The following is a 12,590-nucleotide window of genomic DNA, read 5'->3' as shown; positions in this document are numbered from 1 at the left end:
ATCAATCGTCCGGCCCGTTCGCGTTAACGGCCCAGCAGGGTCGCGATCAGGCTGGGGGGCTTGGTGCCGGGGACGACGACGCGGTCGCCGGGGAAGAGCTGGTAGTTCGTGACGGTGTCGCCGCGTTCCTTGATGGCGCAGTAGTCGATCCGCAAGACCTGGTCGGGACCGCCGACCGCATGGGGGCGGACGAGATACGCCTTCTCGGGCAGGCTGTTCGACTTGAGGCCCGCCAGGAGGATCGCGTCGAGCGCCGTCTCGTTCCCCTTGATCGGGAACCGGCCCTGGGTGGTGACGGTCCCCAGCACGTAGTAGAACTTGCTCTGCGAGGTGCTCAGCTTGGCCGAGACGCGGAACGGCTCGGTGACCTTTTGACCCCGTTGGGCGGCCTCGACGGCGAGCTGCTGGGCGATCCGCTGCTCGACCTGTTCGAGGGTCAAGCCCACGACGTAGACGTCGCCGTAAAGGCCGAGGTCGAGGATGCCGTCTTGCTGCACGACGAAAGTCTGCATGCCCCAGTCGGCCGGCGACGGCTTGACCGTCACGTCCAGCTCGTCGGGGGGCTCGACCACGTAGCGCGGCATCGTCGTCTTGTCGAGCTCGCGGGCCTGCTCGATGTCGACCACCCCACGCGTCGGCACGCGTTCCACCTCGCGCCGCTGCCGGCCCGAGGCGCACCCCGGTCCCGTGAGCGTCATGGCGAGCGACAGCCCGGCGAGCAGCGCGTTGCGGCACCGGCGAGCCTCGACTGTCGGCATCCGTGCAGTCATGAGCCAGAGACCTCAGAGGATCGAGAACGGGAACCAGCCGCGCCGCACCGGGGCGCACGAGGGATCTCGGTTGCGAGAGACGAGCGGCGTTACTTCCCGGAATCGGCAGAAAACGACCGGGGCTGAATGAAAAGTCGAGATTGACCAAAGATTGGACAAAAGCTAGTGTCCGCCCGGCTCGAAGATCGGTTTCGTCCCTCGAATCGACACGGACGACCGCCGCGGAGGAATCCACCGAATCGAAACCGAGCCGGAGAGGGCCGCAAGGCGGTTGCCCATGTCATCGCTCGCATCGCGGGTTCTCTTTATCGGGCTGGACGGCGGCACGCAGACCGTGCTCCGACCCATCTTCGAGCGCGGATGGATGCCGAATCTCGCGGGCTTCTGGCGACGCGCGGCCTCGGGCGCGCTGCGGTCGACCGAGCCGATGGTCACACCGGTCGCCTGGACCTCGTTCTCGACCGGCTGCACGCCGCTGGTTCACGGCATCCACGACTTCAACTACCTGGAGGCCTTGGACGGAACGATCCGCGACCACCACGCCGGCACCGTCCGCGTGCCGACGCTCTGGGAGATAGTCAGCGAGCTTGGCGGATCGGTCGTCAGCCTGGGTCTGCCGCTGACCTACCCCGCGCCGCGGTTCCGCGGCCTCTGCGTCGCGGGGGCCGACGCCCCCGACCGGGCTCACGCCTTCGCGCAGTGCCCCGAGTTCGAGGCGATGCTTCGGGCCGAAGTTCCCGACTACACGCACAAGCTCGTCTGGAAGCGGCGGGCGGCGACCGCCGACGAGGCCCGGCGCGAGGCCGATCGCTGCTGCGCGATCTTCCGCGCCCAGGCCGAGGCCGCCGAACGGGCCGACCGGCTGGTCGACTGGACCACCTTGATGGTCCACTTCCACAACCTCGACAGCCTTCAGCATCGTATGTGGCCGTACTTCGACGTGGATGAGACGGGCCTTCGCGAGCCCGGCCTGAACGAGGCCGTCGAGCGCTGCATGCGGGCCCTCGACGACGGCATCGGCCGCCTGCTGGAGCTGGCGTCGGCGCGAGACGCCGCGATCGTCGTGGCTTCGGATCACGGCTTCGGGCCGTGCCGATCGCTGGTCAACATGAACGGCATGCTCCGCGCCGCCGGTTTGCAGCGGAGCCATGTCTACGGCACTCGGCTCCGTTACCGGGCGATCCGCCTGGCCGAGCGGTTCCGTCGCTGGCGCGCGCTCAGGCAGCCGGGCGGGACCACGCCGGCGAAGGCCCGGCCGGTCGATGGGCAGATCTCCTGCGACTGGAAGCGGACGGTCGCGTTCGCCCCGTACGGCCAGCTCTGCGGCAACATCTTCCTGAACCCCGACGCCGTCCAGGGGGCCGAGGCCGAGCGGGCCGCGACCGAACTGGTTGAGCTGCTGGCCGACGCCCGCGACCCGGAGACCGGCGACCGGCTGTTCGCCGACGTCTTCGCGGCGGCCGAACGGTTCGGAGTCGACCCGGCCGAGCACGCCATGCCAGACATCTTCGCGCTCTCGGCCGACGGCTACCAGGCTCAGGCGAAATGGTCCGAACGCCATCGCAACACCCTCCTCCGCCCCGACCACGAGCTGCCTGCCACCCACTGGGCCGAAGGGGTCGTCGCCATCGACGGCCCCGGCGTCGTCCCCGGCGCGCGGATCGCCGCCGAGCTGCACGACCTGGCCCCGACCACCCTGGCCCTGCTCGGATGCGACGCGCCCCGTCACATGGAAGGGCGCGTCCTCCACGAAGCCTTCGCCGTCTCCTCGCCCGTCGATGGCGGGCTGGCGCCGTCGGCCCCGATGGACGGCGACCCGTGCCTTGACGTCGTGGGCTCGAGCGCCGACTTCGTCTGAATCATGTACGCGGACTGTTTGGTTATTCTGATTCGTATAAACTGATTCGAGGTTGATATGGAAGCGATCGAGAAAGACGTCCACAGCTTCATCCTGAACGAATTCCTCCCCGGCGAAGATCCGGCCGAGCTGACCGCGAGCACCCCGCTCATCACCGGCGGAATCCTCGATTCGATCACGACCCTGAAGCTGGTCGTGTTCCTTGAGGAGCACTTCGGGATCACCGTCGAGGCCCACGAAGCGGGCGTCGAACACCTCGACTCGATCCGCCAGATCGCCGAACTCGTCGCCGAGAAGAAGGCCGCGTAGACTTTTTGTGATCTCAACCAGCGGTACTATGAGTCGGACGTCTCGCCCGGGCTCGCCTCGGCTTCGACCAGGTCCGCCTCGCGGATGAAGGCGACGAGGTCGCGGGTCAGGGCTCCCGATCCGTCCATCCTCGGGACCTTGTTCTGGCCGCCGAGCTTGCCGCGCCGGCGCATCCAGGCTTCGAACGCCCCCGGGCGCGTGAGGATCAGTCCCGGGGCCGGCATGCCGACCCCCGCGACCCGGTGGGCCGCATAGTCGGCGTTTCGCCGAAGCAGATCCTGGTCGAGCAGGTCTCGAAACCGGGCGGGTTCCTCGGCGCGGCTGTTGAATTCCATTACGTATTGATGATGCCCGAGCGAGCCCGTGAACACAGGGCCGACGTGCCAGTCGCGCACCGAGGTTCGGGTCTCGGACGCGGCGGCGGCGATCGCGGCCTCGATCTCCTCGTTGATCAGGTGTTCGCCGAAGGCCGACAGCGTGTACTTGGTCCGGCCGGTGAACCGGATCAGCGGCGGGTCCAGCGACTCGAACCGGATCGTATCGCCGATCACATGCGCCCACATCCCCGCGCATGTCGAAACGACGATGACATAGTCGACGCCCGTCTCCACGTCGCCCAGCCAGCGTCGGGCCTTCGGCGCGGCGGTTGGGTTGTACTCGGATACGGGGACGAACTCGTAGAAGATCCCGTGATCGACGAGCAAACGGAGGAGCCCGGTCTGGGGGTCGCCATAGGCGATGAAGCCCTCGGAGCAGGGGTACGTCTCCTGAAGCCGGACGTCCGAACGGCCCACGACGTCGCGGAACGCCTGCACGTAGGGGTCGAACTTAACGCCGCCGTGGACGACCATTTCGAGCATCGGCCAGACCTCGCCGATCGTCGACTTGCCGCTGAGTTCGAGCACCCGCTGGAACAGCATAAGCAGCCAGCTCGGCACGCCGCTGACCAGTGTGATCGGCTCGCTCAGGCTCCGTTCGGCCAGCAGGGCGAGCTTGCGGTCCCAGTCCGATTCGAGCGCCAGGTCAAGGGGAGGGAAGGTGTAGGGGCGGAGCAGCGATGACAGCTCGATCGCCGCGATCCCGCTGAGGTCCCCCTGCCGCACGCCCGGGGCGGGGTCTTCGAGCTGGGTAGTTCCGCCGAGGAAGAACATTCGCCCCTCGAACAGCCGCGAGTCGGGCCTGGCCGTCAGGTGGGCCGCCACCATCGTCTGCGCCGCCTTGCGGTTCGACCGGACCATCTCGCGCGAGACCGGGATGTACTTGGTGGCGCCCTGGGTCGTGCCGCTGGTCAGAGCCAGGTAGGGGATGCGCCCCGGCCAGGTCAGGTCGTCGAAGACCGGGTAGCTCGATCGAAGGTAGTCGTCCCAGAGCGTCTCGTAGGTTCGCACAGGCACGCGCCGCTGAAAGTCGTCGACTGTCGCGATCTCGGCGAAACCATGATCCCGTCCAAACCGGGTCTGGCACGCCCGGGCTACAAGGTTGCGCAGCGTCCGTTCTTGCACCTCGACGGCGTCCATCGCCGCGAGCCGATTCATGCGGTGCCTCGCATGCACATGAAACCCCGCGTTCACCAGCCGCCGCGTCGCGCGCGCGCCGGCGACGCGCGTGGTCCAGGCGACGGGCTCCGGATCGGTGGTGGCGGCGGCGAGGTTCATGTGCTCTCGGCATCTGTTTGGAATATATGTTCGAAGCGCCAGCGAGTGAATTTCCGATCGGCCGTCCGGATCATTCACTCGCTGGCGCTTCGAGCTTGTAATCGGACTCAAGCATCTTTCACGCCTCGGCAGAAGTACGCGCCGGCGGGGGGGAAGTTGCGGGGCTCGAAGACGAATCGCACGTCGTCGAAGAACCGGCGATAGAAGTTCCAGTAGACCAGCGGCATCTCGGTGATCTGGTTGTACGTCCCATCGGGCTTGAGGACGTCGCGGACGTTGCGAAACAGACTCTGCTGAAGGTCCTTGGTGAACGACGGCACGGGCAATCCCGACACGATATGGTCGACCTGGGCGATCTTCCGGTCGGCGAGCATGCCGGCCAGGTCGCGGACGTCTCCCTCGATCACCTCCAGGTTCGGTCGGCCGCTGTACCGTTGGCGGAGGATCTTCACGAAATCGGGGTCGCGCTCGACGACCAGCAGTTGGGTCTGCTCGCCTGCGCGGGCCGCCAGCTCGCGGGTGATCGGTCCGGTCCCGGCGCCCAGCTCGACGACGACGCCGGGACGGCTCCAGTCGATGTTGCCGACCGTGGCGCGCGACAGCCATCGGCTGCTCGGCGCCAGGCTGGCGATGGCCGTGCCGTGCTTGAGGAACTTGCTCAGAAACAGGGTGAAATCGCTCATGGTCGATCCAGGTGGAATCCGTCGTCGGCGATGGGTTCGAAGCTCAGGAAAACGCGCGGAGCAGGGGGGAAGGCAGGGCGAACTTGGTCCGAAGTCGGGGCGGGTTGCGGTTTTCGAGGAACCATTCGGGGTCGAGGTCCGGGGGGATGTTCTTGAGCTTGTCGCGGAGGTAGCGGCTGACCAGTTGGTTGACCAATCGGGCTTTCTCGATCTGAGGGGCGTGGCCGCATCGCGGGATCACGACTTGGCGGACGTCGGCCATCTGCCTCGCCGCACGGATCGAGCCGGCGACGTCGGAAAGCACCTGGTCGTCCGCGCCCCAGATCACGAGCGACGGCGGGGTGACGCGGGGCAGGAGGTGGTTCACCGAGTGGCCCACAGTTCCGCGCAGAGTTCGCAGCACCCCCTTCTTCCACTTGCGGTTCTGGAACTTCCGCTCGAACGCCTTGACCAGGCCGTCGCTGGCGAACCGGCCCTGATGGAAGACCGACTTGACCAGAGTGTCGTACTGGCTTCGCTTCACGCCTTCCATCGTCGGCAGGCTCTCGTCGCCGTAGAAGCCGGACGGGCAGATCAGCGCGAGCTTGGCGACCTTCTCGGGATTCCGCACCGCGTACGTCAAGACGACCTGGCAGCCGAGGCTCGACGCGACGAGATGGTAGGGCGCCCGCTGGACGAACTGGTCGAGAAACACCGCCAGCCGGTCGGCCAGATAGTCGACCGTCACGTCCTCGCCCGACTCGATCCGCTCGTGGAGTGCATCGCCGTCGTAGACCAGGATCTCGGGGACCTTGACGTCGAAATGGCGCGCCAGCGGCGCTCGGTTCGCAAACCAGCTTTCCGGCTGCTCCGCCAGGCCGTTGACCAGGATCAGCGGCTCGCGTCGCTTGTAGCTGGGAAGCAGGCGAGGCAAATCCATCCATCTGGGAACGCTGGGAGGCATGGTTCGCGGCGACTCCTCGAGCATCGTGCGCCGGGGCGAAAAAGCTGATCCGGCGTGGTGATCGCTTGAGCGATCTCTGACCCTTCGAAGCCTAACAAGATCTCCTTCCTCGGCCAACACGTGGTGACAAGCGTTCACGTCGAATTCACCGCTCCAACACGACTTCGAAACACGACGGCGGGCCGGCTGGCTCCTTGACGCGCCGGGACTCGCCTTAAAAGATGGTTGATACAAGACAACGGTCGACGCAACCAACGGGGGACGGTCATGCGGGTATTGATCACGGGCGGCTCCGGGCTCATCGGTCGTCACCTGGTCCAGCGCGTTCTGAAAGCGGGCGGTCGTCCGGTCGTGGTCTCTCGCCATTCCGACCTGCTGCGGCGGAAGCGCGAGTCGCGCGAGTACGAGGTCGTCCAGGGGGACGTCGGCGTTCCCGGGCGCTGGCAGGAGGCCGTCGACGGCTGCGACGCGGTGGTCAATCTGGCCGGCCACAACCTGTTCGCCGAGCGCTGGAGCGCGCAGGTGAAGCGGAAGATCCGCGACAGCCGGGTCTACGGCTCGGAGCACGTGGCGGCGGCCATCGCGTCGGCCCGCAGCCGACCCCAGGTGCTCGTCCAGGGATCGGCCATCGGCTTCTATGGGCCGCACGGCGACGAGGAGCTCGACGAGACGTCGCCCTCGGGGTCGGACTTCCTGGCCTCCGTCTGCCGCGAGTGGGAAGAAGCCTCGGCTTCCGTCGAGGCCCTCGGCGTGCGTCGGGCGATCATCCGGACGGGCGTCGTCCTCGCCCCCGGCGAGGGGGCCCTGAAGGTCATGACTCCGATCTTCAAGTTCGCTGGAGCACCGGTCGGCGGCGGCGGCGGGATGGGCCCGGCCACCGGCCAGCAGTGGATGAGCTGGATCCACATCGACGACATCGCCGGGATCTTTCAACTCGCCCTCGACAACCCCGCCGCCACCGGCCCGATCAACGGCACCGCCCCCGACCCCGCCCGCAACGCCGACTTCTCCCGGGCGCTCTCCAAGACGCTCCGCAAGCCCTACACCCCCTGGCGGTTCTTCGTCCCGATCGGCCCTCCCGACCCGCTCTTGCGCCTGATGCTCGGAGAGGTCGCCGACGTGATCGCCAAGGGCCAGAAGGTCCTCCCCACGAAGGCGCTCGCCCTGGGCTACCACTTCCAGCACCCCGACTTGGCCGAGGCGCTCCAGGACGTCTTCAAGCCCCGCCCGGTGCCGCAACCGATCCCCCCCGCGCCGACCGCGTCGCGCGCCGGTTCGCATCACTGAGAACCCGGTCCGCGAGTCCATTTTCATGAGGTCGGGTGTCTCCACCGCGTCATGACGGTTCGTATTCGGACCTATTTGACGGTGGGCAGGGGCGCCGGCCGCGGTTTGGTCACTTCAGAAGGTAGCCGACCCCGACGCCGGCCGCGAAGGCGAGGGCCAGAGCCGCCACGGCGCTCGCGAGGGCGACGGCGGGTCGCCGGGCGACCGGGGCGAGCCAGCGAGGGGGGATCGTCTCCGGGACCGACACGAGGGGCAGAGGGTGGGCCTTCGCCTGCTCAACGGCGACGCTCATCGCCGAGTCGGGCTCGTCGGCCGGGGGCGACGGTGGAGGGGAAGGGGCCGGCGGGGGCACCGGCTTTCGGGTCTTGGGACGGATGAGCGCCTGGAGGGCGTCGGCCGCTTCGAGGGCCGAATCATAGCGGTCCTGCGGTTTGTACGCCATCATCTTCTCGATGACGCGCACGGCGCTCGACGGGAAATCAGGGATGTGATCGGTGATCGGGACGGGGCTCTTGTTGATCCGTCGGCCCAGGCGGTCGATGGGGGTTTCGCCGGGGTAGGCGAGCTTGCCGGTGATCAGATGGAACATGGCGCAGCCGAGGCTGAAGATGTCGCTGCGGCCGTCGACGTCGCGGCCGAGGGCCTGCTCGGGCGACATGTAGTCGACGGTTCCCACCGCGACCCCGTCGGCCGTGGCGAACGTCGCCGCGTCGTCGGCCTGCATCAAGACCCCCAGGCCGAGGTCGAGGATCTTGATCTTCCGATCCTCGGTCAGCAGCATGTTCGAGGGCTTGACGTCGCGATGAACCATCCCCTGACCATGCGCGTGGGCCAGGCCGTGGGCCGCCTGCGCGGCGTAGTCGATCATCTCCGGTGCGGGGATCGGCCCGCGTTTCAGCCGCTCGCCCAGGCTCTCGCCGGGAACGTACTCCATCACGAGAAACAGGATCCGGTTCACCTGATCGGCGTCATAGGCGCGGACGACGTTGGGGTGGTCGAGCCGTCCCACCAGCTTCATCTCCCGCTGAAATCGCGCGACGACCCGTTCGTTGGCCGCGATCTCGGGCGCGATCACCTTGAGGGCGACGACCCGGTCCATCATCTGGTGGTGGGCCTTGTACACCCGTCCCATCGAACCCGAGCCGATTCGATCGAGGATGATGTAGCGGCCGACGACCAGCCCGTACGGCTTGTTGCCCAGGAGCCGCCTGGCCTGGTAGTGCGTGACCAACTGGTCGCGGATCAGCCGCTCGGCCAGGGCCGTCGGGTCGGAGGGGTATTCGCCGCGGATCATCCGGTTGCGGATCTCGTCGACCTGGCGGTCGCTGAGGATCTTCGAGCCGCGAAGCACCGGGAGCAGGTCGGTGAGCGGCTTGTCGCTCGATTTCGATCGTTCGAAGGTCGCCATCGCGGCATTCCACTCCTCGGCCCGACGCCTCTCCGACGCAGCCTAGCACCGGCTGTTCGTTCGGCCGTTCGACAACCCGCGACGGCGACGCCCCGTCAGTGCAACATAGGATAACAGAAGACCTAACGCCCCTCAATCATTCGCGCGTCCACTCCGCCCGCCCGGGTGCGACGGACGTCGGATCGTCGAGCTTCGTGGTTTCCGATCGGAATCGCTCACTGGACAGTCGTTCCCACACGGGCTACGATCCGAAGAACCGTTTTCCGTGAACCGATGCGAGTATCATCGCCCCCGAGGGCGGAAGGAATTGGGATATGGCGGCGCCGAGCGACCCCCAGCTTGCCTTGCGCCAGTTCGTCAAGCGGCACGATTTCTTCGTGGGGATCGACAGCGACGGCTGTGCGTTCGACACGATGGAGGTGAAGCACAAGGAGTGCTTCATCCCGAATATCGTCAAGTCGTACGATCTGGCGGCGATCTCGAAGTACGCTCGCGAGGCCGGCGAGTTCGTGAACCTGTACTCGCACTGGCGGGGGATCAACCGCTTCCCCGCGCTCGTGATGGCGTTCGACCTGCTGGCGAACCGTGCGGAAGTACAGTCTCGCCGACGCCGGTTGCCGCCGCTGCGAGGCCTGCGCGAATGGATCGAACGCGAGACGAAGCTCTCCAACCCCACGCTCAAGCTGGAGGTCGAACGCACCGGCGACCCCGACCTGGTCCAGGCCCTCGCCTGGAGCGAGGCTGTCAACCAGACGATCAGCGAGGTCGTCCACGACGTGCCGCCGTTCCCGTTCGTCCGCGAGTCGCTCGAATGCCTGAAGGGCAAGGCCGACGTGATGGTCATCTCGGCCACCCCCGGCGAAGCCCTGGAACGCGAGTGGGAAGAGAACGGGATCAAGCCTTACGTCAGCCTGATCGCCGGCCAGGAACTGGGCAGCAAGAAGGAGCACCTCGCGCTTGGCGCGGTCGGCAAGTACGACCTCGACAAGATCCTGATGATCGGCGACGCCCCCGGCGACCAGAAAGCCGCGCTCGACAACAACGTCCTCTTCTATCCGATCGACCCGGGTTTCGAAGACGAGTCGTGGCAGCGGTTCTTCGAGGAAGCCTTGCCCAAGTTCCTCAACGGTGAATACGCGGGCGCCTACATGGAGTCGCAGATCACCCGGTTCCAGGCCCTATTGCCCACCGAGCCCCCCTGGAAGACCGTCTGCGCGTGATTGGCGGCCCGCATCGGACGCCTCGCGGTTGGCCAGGCGTCTTGTGGCGTCGCATCGACGGCCCGCGTCACTTCGGTTTTCGCTGGAGGGTGAAGTCCAGGTGCTGGACGTCATCCTCCGCGGGCTTGATCTGTAGGCGTTTGACGATCTGAGGGGTTGGATAGGCGAACCCGTCGGGCAGACTGTTGAAATAGAGATAGGCGTCTCCGCCGGGCAGGCGGAGTTCGTAGCGTCCGTCGGCGTCCGTCTGATCGTCCGCGAGGCCAGGACCGCCGCTCTCGCTTGCAACCGCTGAGATGGCGGCTCCTCCCACAGGCTTGCCGTCCGTGGTCAGGACCCTACCGCCCACCCTCACACCCGACTCCAGCTTGAGCGTCAGCTTCGGATCCTGGTGCGGTTGGACGAGGATGTTCTCCAACGGTCGAAAGGTCCAATTCTTCTTCGGATCAAGGACCGTCAGGACGACCTCTGTTTGCGGTAGGCCGGGGAGAGAGAACGCTCCTTCTGCGTCGGAGACGGCGCGGAAAGAACTGAGGTAGAGATTCTGCCGGCAGCCGGATGATGAGAGACGGGCTGTTACTTTCATGCCGACGGCTGGCTTTCCGTCCGGCGATAGGACGCGGCCTGACAAGAAACCCTCCTCTTCCATCGCTATGTGAATCGGTTGATCGAAGTTGTTTTCCCTATTCCGGATATTCGACCATTGGGCCTCCCCGAGCCCGACGGCGGACGTGACCAGGTACAACCACCCGCGAACCGGGACGTCGCTCAATTGAATCCGCCCCTTCGGGTCTGGTCGACAATCGAAAATCTTCGGCAACGACGTATCGAGACCCGGAAAGCTGTCCTCTCGCGGGAAAGACTCGTAATCCATCGCGCCAGGACCGGTAGCGATATGAAGGGTTCGTACCCGAACCGTCACCTTGGTGGGGTCGAAGCCGGCAGGCAATGTGACATGCCCGTCCACCGTTTTTGACGCCTGCATCACGACCCGATTTTCTGCGTTGAAGGCGGCCCGGTTCGTCCATTTCGCAGAGCGTCCGGCACCTACGAGTCGGCCGGGAACCCGGGCATAGAACCAGCGATCGAAATTACCGCCGTCGTAGAGGGTCGCATCCGAACAGACTGCCTTCCCGCGCCCATCCGTCGTGAAAGGGCCGGAATGGACGAATCGTCCTTCGTCGCTTCGACCGACAAATTGATAAAGATGCACCTCGGCACCGGCGACCGGCTTGCCGTCCGAGTCCACACACGTCACGGCCAGCTTCTCGGGGGTCGACTTCGGCGGCTGCGTTGCAGTCGAGGCGGAATTCGCGGGCGCGGCGGCGGCGGACTGCGAAGCCGACGGATTCGGGGCCTGGAGGGTGGCCAACGCGGCCGTCGAGCTGACGCCGAAGATCGCGACGATGAAGGCGGTACGCCGTGTAATCGGTCGACGATCCGTCTTCTCGTCCAGTATCGCCCGTAACCGGACCTCCAATTCGGACCGTCCGGTCATCGCCAACGCCGCGGAGGGAATAAACCCTGGGACGAGGAGGCCCAGTAGTTCTTCCGCGTAATCCGACGGCTTGACTCCGCTCTCCAACACCAGGTCGTCGCGAGCGTGTTCGCATTCCTCGTGAAGACGTCGCGCCGCCAGCCACACCAGGGGGGGGAACCAGTAGAAGGCGCAGACGAATTGAGTAAGCATATGTGGAATCGTGTCGTGGCGTCTGATGTGGGCGAATTCGTGGAGCAGAACCGCACGAAGCCGCCTCGGCCCCCAGTGGGAGGCATCGGCCGGCAGGAGGAGCTTCAGGTGAAGAAATCCCCAGGTCATGGGCGTTCCTCTTCGGACGCTCAGGCACGCGTCCGCCCGCCGGCCTGTTTCTAGCAATCGACGCACCTCGCTGATCGGTCCGACCGTCACGGGATCGGCGGATTGCGCCACGCGATGCACGATGATCCGACTGGTCGCGGCTCGGAGCAGGATTACGCCGAAGCCGAAAAGCCAGAGCCAGAGGAGGAAAGCAAGCCGAGGGATTGAGTAGGCAGTCGGTGAGGGGAGAGATCCATCGGCTTGCGCAGGAATGGCAACCATCGATGCGGACGGCGGCGAGGTCGTGTCGAGGCTCTCTCGGTGGTCGCGATGTCCTACATGGGCCTGGTTCACAGAGTCTGGCCGTGCCGCCCTTCGGGGCCCGAGTTCCTGAGGAGCGGAATCGCCAGGGGCGGTCCAGCTCGGAAGTATCCGCCATCGCGGTACGGAAGCGGACAGGATCGGCATGAGCAGGAAGGACAGCATCGTGACCGCCCAGACGAAATGCCGAAGAGCGGCGGACGATCGGTAAAGGATAAGGCTTGCCGCGGCCGCCATCACGAAAACGGCGCAGATCTTGATGGAAGAGTCGGCGAGGACGGAAAGAAAAGCATCATCCAGCGCTGCCAACGGCAAGCCTCGAGTGAACCCGAACATGT

At 66.1% G+C, this 12,590-nt stretch carries 10 protein-coding genes; 4 read left to right on the top strand and 6 right to left on the bottom strand.

The features are described 5' to 3' along the window. Positions 1–23: 23 nt before the first annotated feature. On the bottom strand, positions 24–770 hold the full coding sequence (locus BSF38_RS09065; RefSeq protein ID WP_076344924.1) for a polysaccharide biosynthesis/export family protein: 747 nt from the start codon (positions 768–770) through the stop codon (positions 24–26). Between the two features lie 277 nt (positions 771–1,047). Here BSF38_RS09065 and BSF38_RS09060 point away from each other — a divergent pair, with 277 nt between their 5' ends. Together BSF38_RS09060 and BSF38_RS09055 are read left to right on the top strand one after the other, a co-directional pair. Further along, positions 1,048–2,628 (top strand): alkaline phosphatase family protein, encoded by a 1,581-nt coding sequence (locus BSF38_RS09060; protein WP_076344922.1) that lies wholly within the window; start codon positions 1,048–1,050, stop codon positions 2,626–2,628. 57 nt (positions 2,629–2,685) lie between these two features. Beyond that, the gene (locus tag BSF38_RS09055) at positions 2,686–2,937 is read left to right on the top strand and encodes an ornithine lipid biosynthesis acyl carrier protein (protein ID WP_076344920.1); all 252 of its coding nucleotides are present in this window, start codon (positions 2,686–2,688) and stop codon (positions 2,935–2,937) included. 26 nt (positions 2,938–2,963) lie between these two features. On the opposite strand, the gene olsH is transcribed toward BSF38_RS09055, so the two are convergent. The 3 genes from olsH to olsI form a co-directional block, all read right to left on the bottom strand. Beyond that, positions 2,964–4,592 carry a lyso-ornithine lipid synthetase OlsH gene (olsH, locus tag BSF38_RS09050; protein ID WP_076344918.1) on the bottom strand — a complete coding sequence of 543 codons (1,629 nt, stop codon included), beginning with the start codon at positions 4,590–4,592 and terminating at the stop codon, positions 2,964–2,966. A 107-nt stretch (positions 4,593–4,699) separates the two neighbouring features. Then, a complete protein-coding gene (gene olsG, locus BSF38_RS09045) occupies positions 4,700–5,275 on the bottom strand; it encodes an ornithine lipid N-methyltransferase (protein ID WP_076344916.1) in 576 nt (191 codons plus the stop codon). A gap of 43 nt (positions 5,276–5,318) precedes the next feature. Beyond that, positions 5,319–6,218, bottom strand: coding sequence for an ornithine lipid biosynthesis O-acyltransferase OlsI (gene olsI / locus BSF38_RS09040; protein ID WP_083712810.1), 900 nt, complete (start codon positions 6,216–6,218; stop codon positions 5,319–5,321). Positions 6,219–6,485: 267 nt separating this feature from the next. On the opposite strand from olsI, the gene BSF38_RS09035 reads away from it, so the two are divergent. Next, complete coding sequence (locus BSF38_RS09035; RefSeq protein ID WP_076344914.1) at positions 6,486–7,505, top strand: TIGR01777 family oxidoreductase; 1,020 nt, start codon at positions 6,486–6,488, stop codon at positions 7,503–7,505. A gap of 109 nt (positions 7,506–7,614) precedes the next feature. On the opposite strand, the gene BSF38_RS09030 is transcribed toward BSF38_RS09035, so the two are convergent. Then, complete coding sequence (locus tag BSF38_RS09030; protein WP_076344912.1) at positions 7,615–8,913, bottom strand: serine/threonine-protein kinase; 1,299 nt, start codon at positions 8,911–8,913, stop codon at positions 7,615–7,617. A gap of 314 nt (positions 8,914–9,227) precedes the next feature. Here BSF38_RS09030 and BSF38_RS09025 point away from each other — a divergent pair, with 314 nt between their 5' ends. Continuing rightward, the gene (locus BSF38_RS09025) at positions 9,228–10,133 is read left to right on the top strand and encodes an HAD family hydrolase (RefSeq protein ID WP_076344910.1); all 906 of its coding nucleotides are present in this window, start codon (positions 9,228–9,230) and stop codon (positions 10,131–10,133) included. 67 nt (positions 10,134–10,200) lie between these two features. On the opposite strand, the gene BSF38_RS09020 is transcribed toward BSF38_RS09025, so the two are convergent. Continuing rightward, a complete protein-coding gene (locus tag BSF38_RS09020) occupies positions 10,201–12,561 on the bottom strand; it encodes a M56 family metallopeptidase (protein ID WP_168189350.1) in 2,361 nt (786 codons plus the stop codon). Positions 12,562–12,590 lie beyond the last annotated feature (29 nt).

This window comes from Paludisphaera borealis, assembly GCF_001956985.1.
Lineage (GTDB): Bacteria > Planctomycetota > Planctomycetia > Isosphaerales > Isosphaeraceae > Paludisphaera > Paludisphaera borealis.
This window is presented reverse-complemented; position numbering and strand designations above follow the sequence as displayed.

Bases quoted from the DNA above. Each gene is read 5' to 3' on its own strand.
- BSF38_RS09035 (WP_076344914.1), top strand. From the start codon at position 6,486: ATGCGGGTATTGATCACGGGCGGCTCCGGGCTCATCGGTCGTCACCTG.
- BSF38_RS09065 (WP_076344924.1), bottom strand. From the start codon at position 770: ATGACTGCACGGATGCCGACAGTCGAGGCTCGCCGGTGCCGCAACGCG.
- BSF38_RS09030 (WP_076344912.1), bottom strand. From the start codon at position 8,913: ATGGCGACCTTCGAACGATCGAAATCGAGCGACAAGCCGCTCACCGAC.
- olsG (WP_076344916.1), bottom strand. From the start codon at position 5,275: ATGAGCGATTTCACCCTGTTTCTGAGCAAGTTCCTCAAGCACGGCACG.
- olsI (WP_083712810.1), bottom strand. From the start codon at position 6,218: ATGCCTCCCAGCGTTCCCAGATGGATGGATTTGCCTCGCCTGCTTCCC.
- BSF38_RS09055 (WP_076344920.1), top strand. From the start codon at position 2,686: ATGGAAGCGATCGAGAAAGACGTCCACAGCTTCATCCTGAACGAATTC.
- olsH (WP_076344918.1), bottom strand. From the start codon at position 4,592: ATGAACCTCGCCGCCGCCACCACCGATCCGGAGCCCGTCGCCTGGACC.
- BSF38_RS09025 (WP_076344910.1), top strand. From the start codon at position 9,228: ATGGCGGCGCCGAGCGACCCCCAGCTTGCCTTGCGCCAGTTCGTCAAG.
- BSF38_RS09060 (WP_076344922.1), top strand. From the start codon at position 1,048: ATGTCATCGCTCGCATCGCGGGTTCTCTTTATCGGGCTGGACGGCGGC.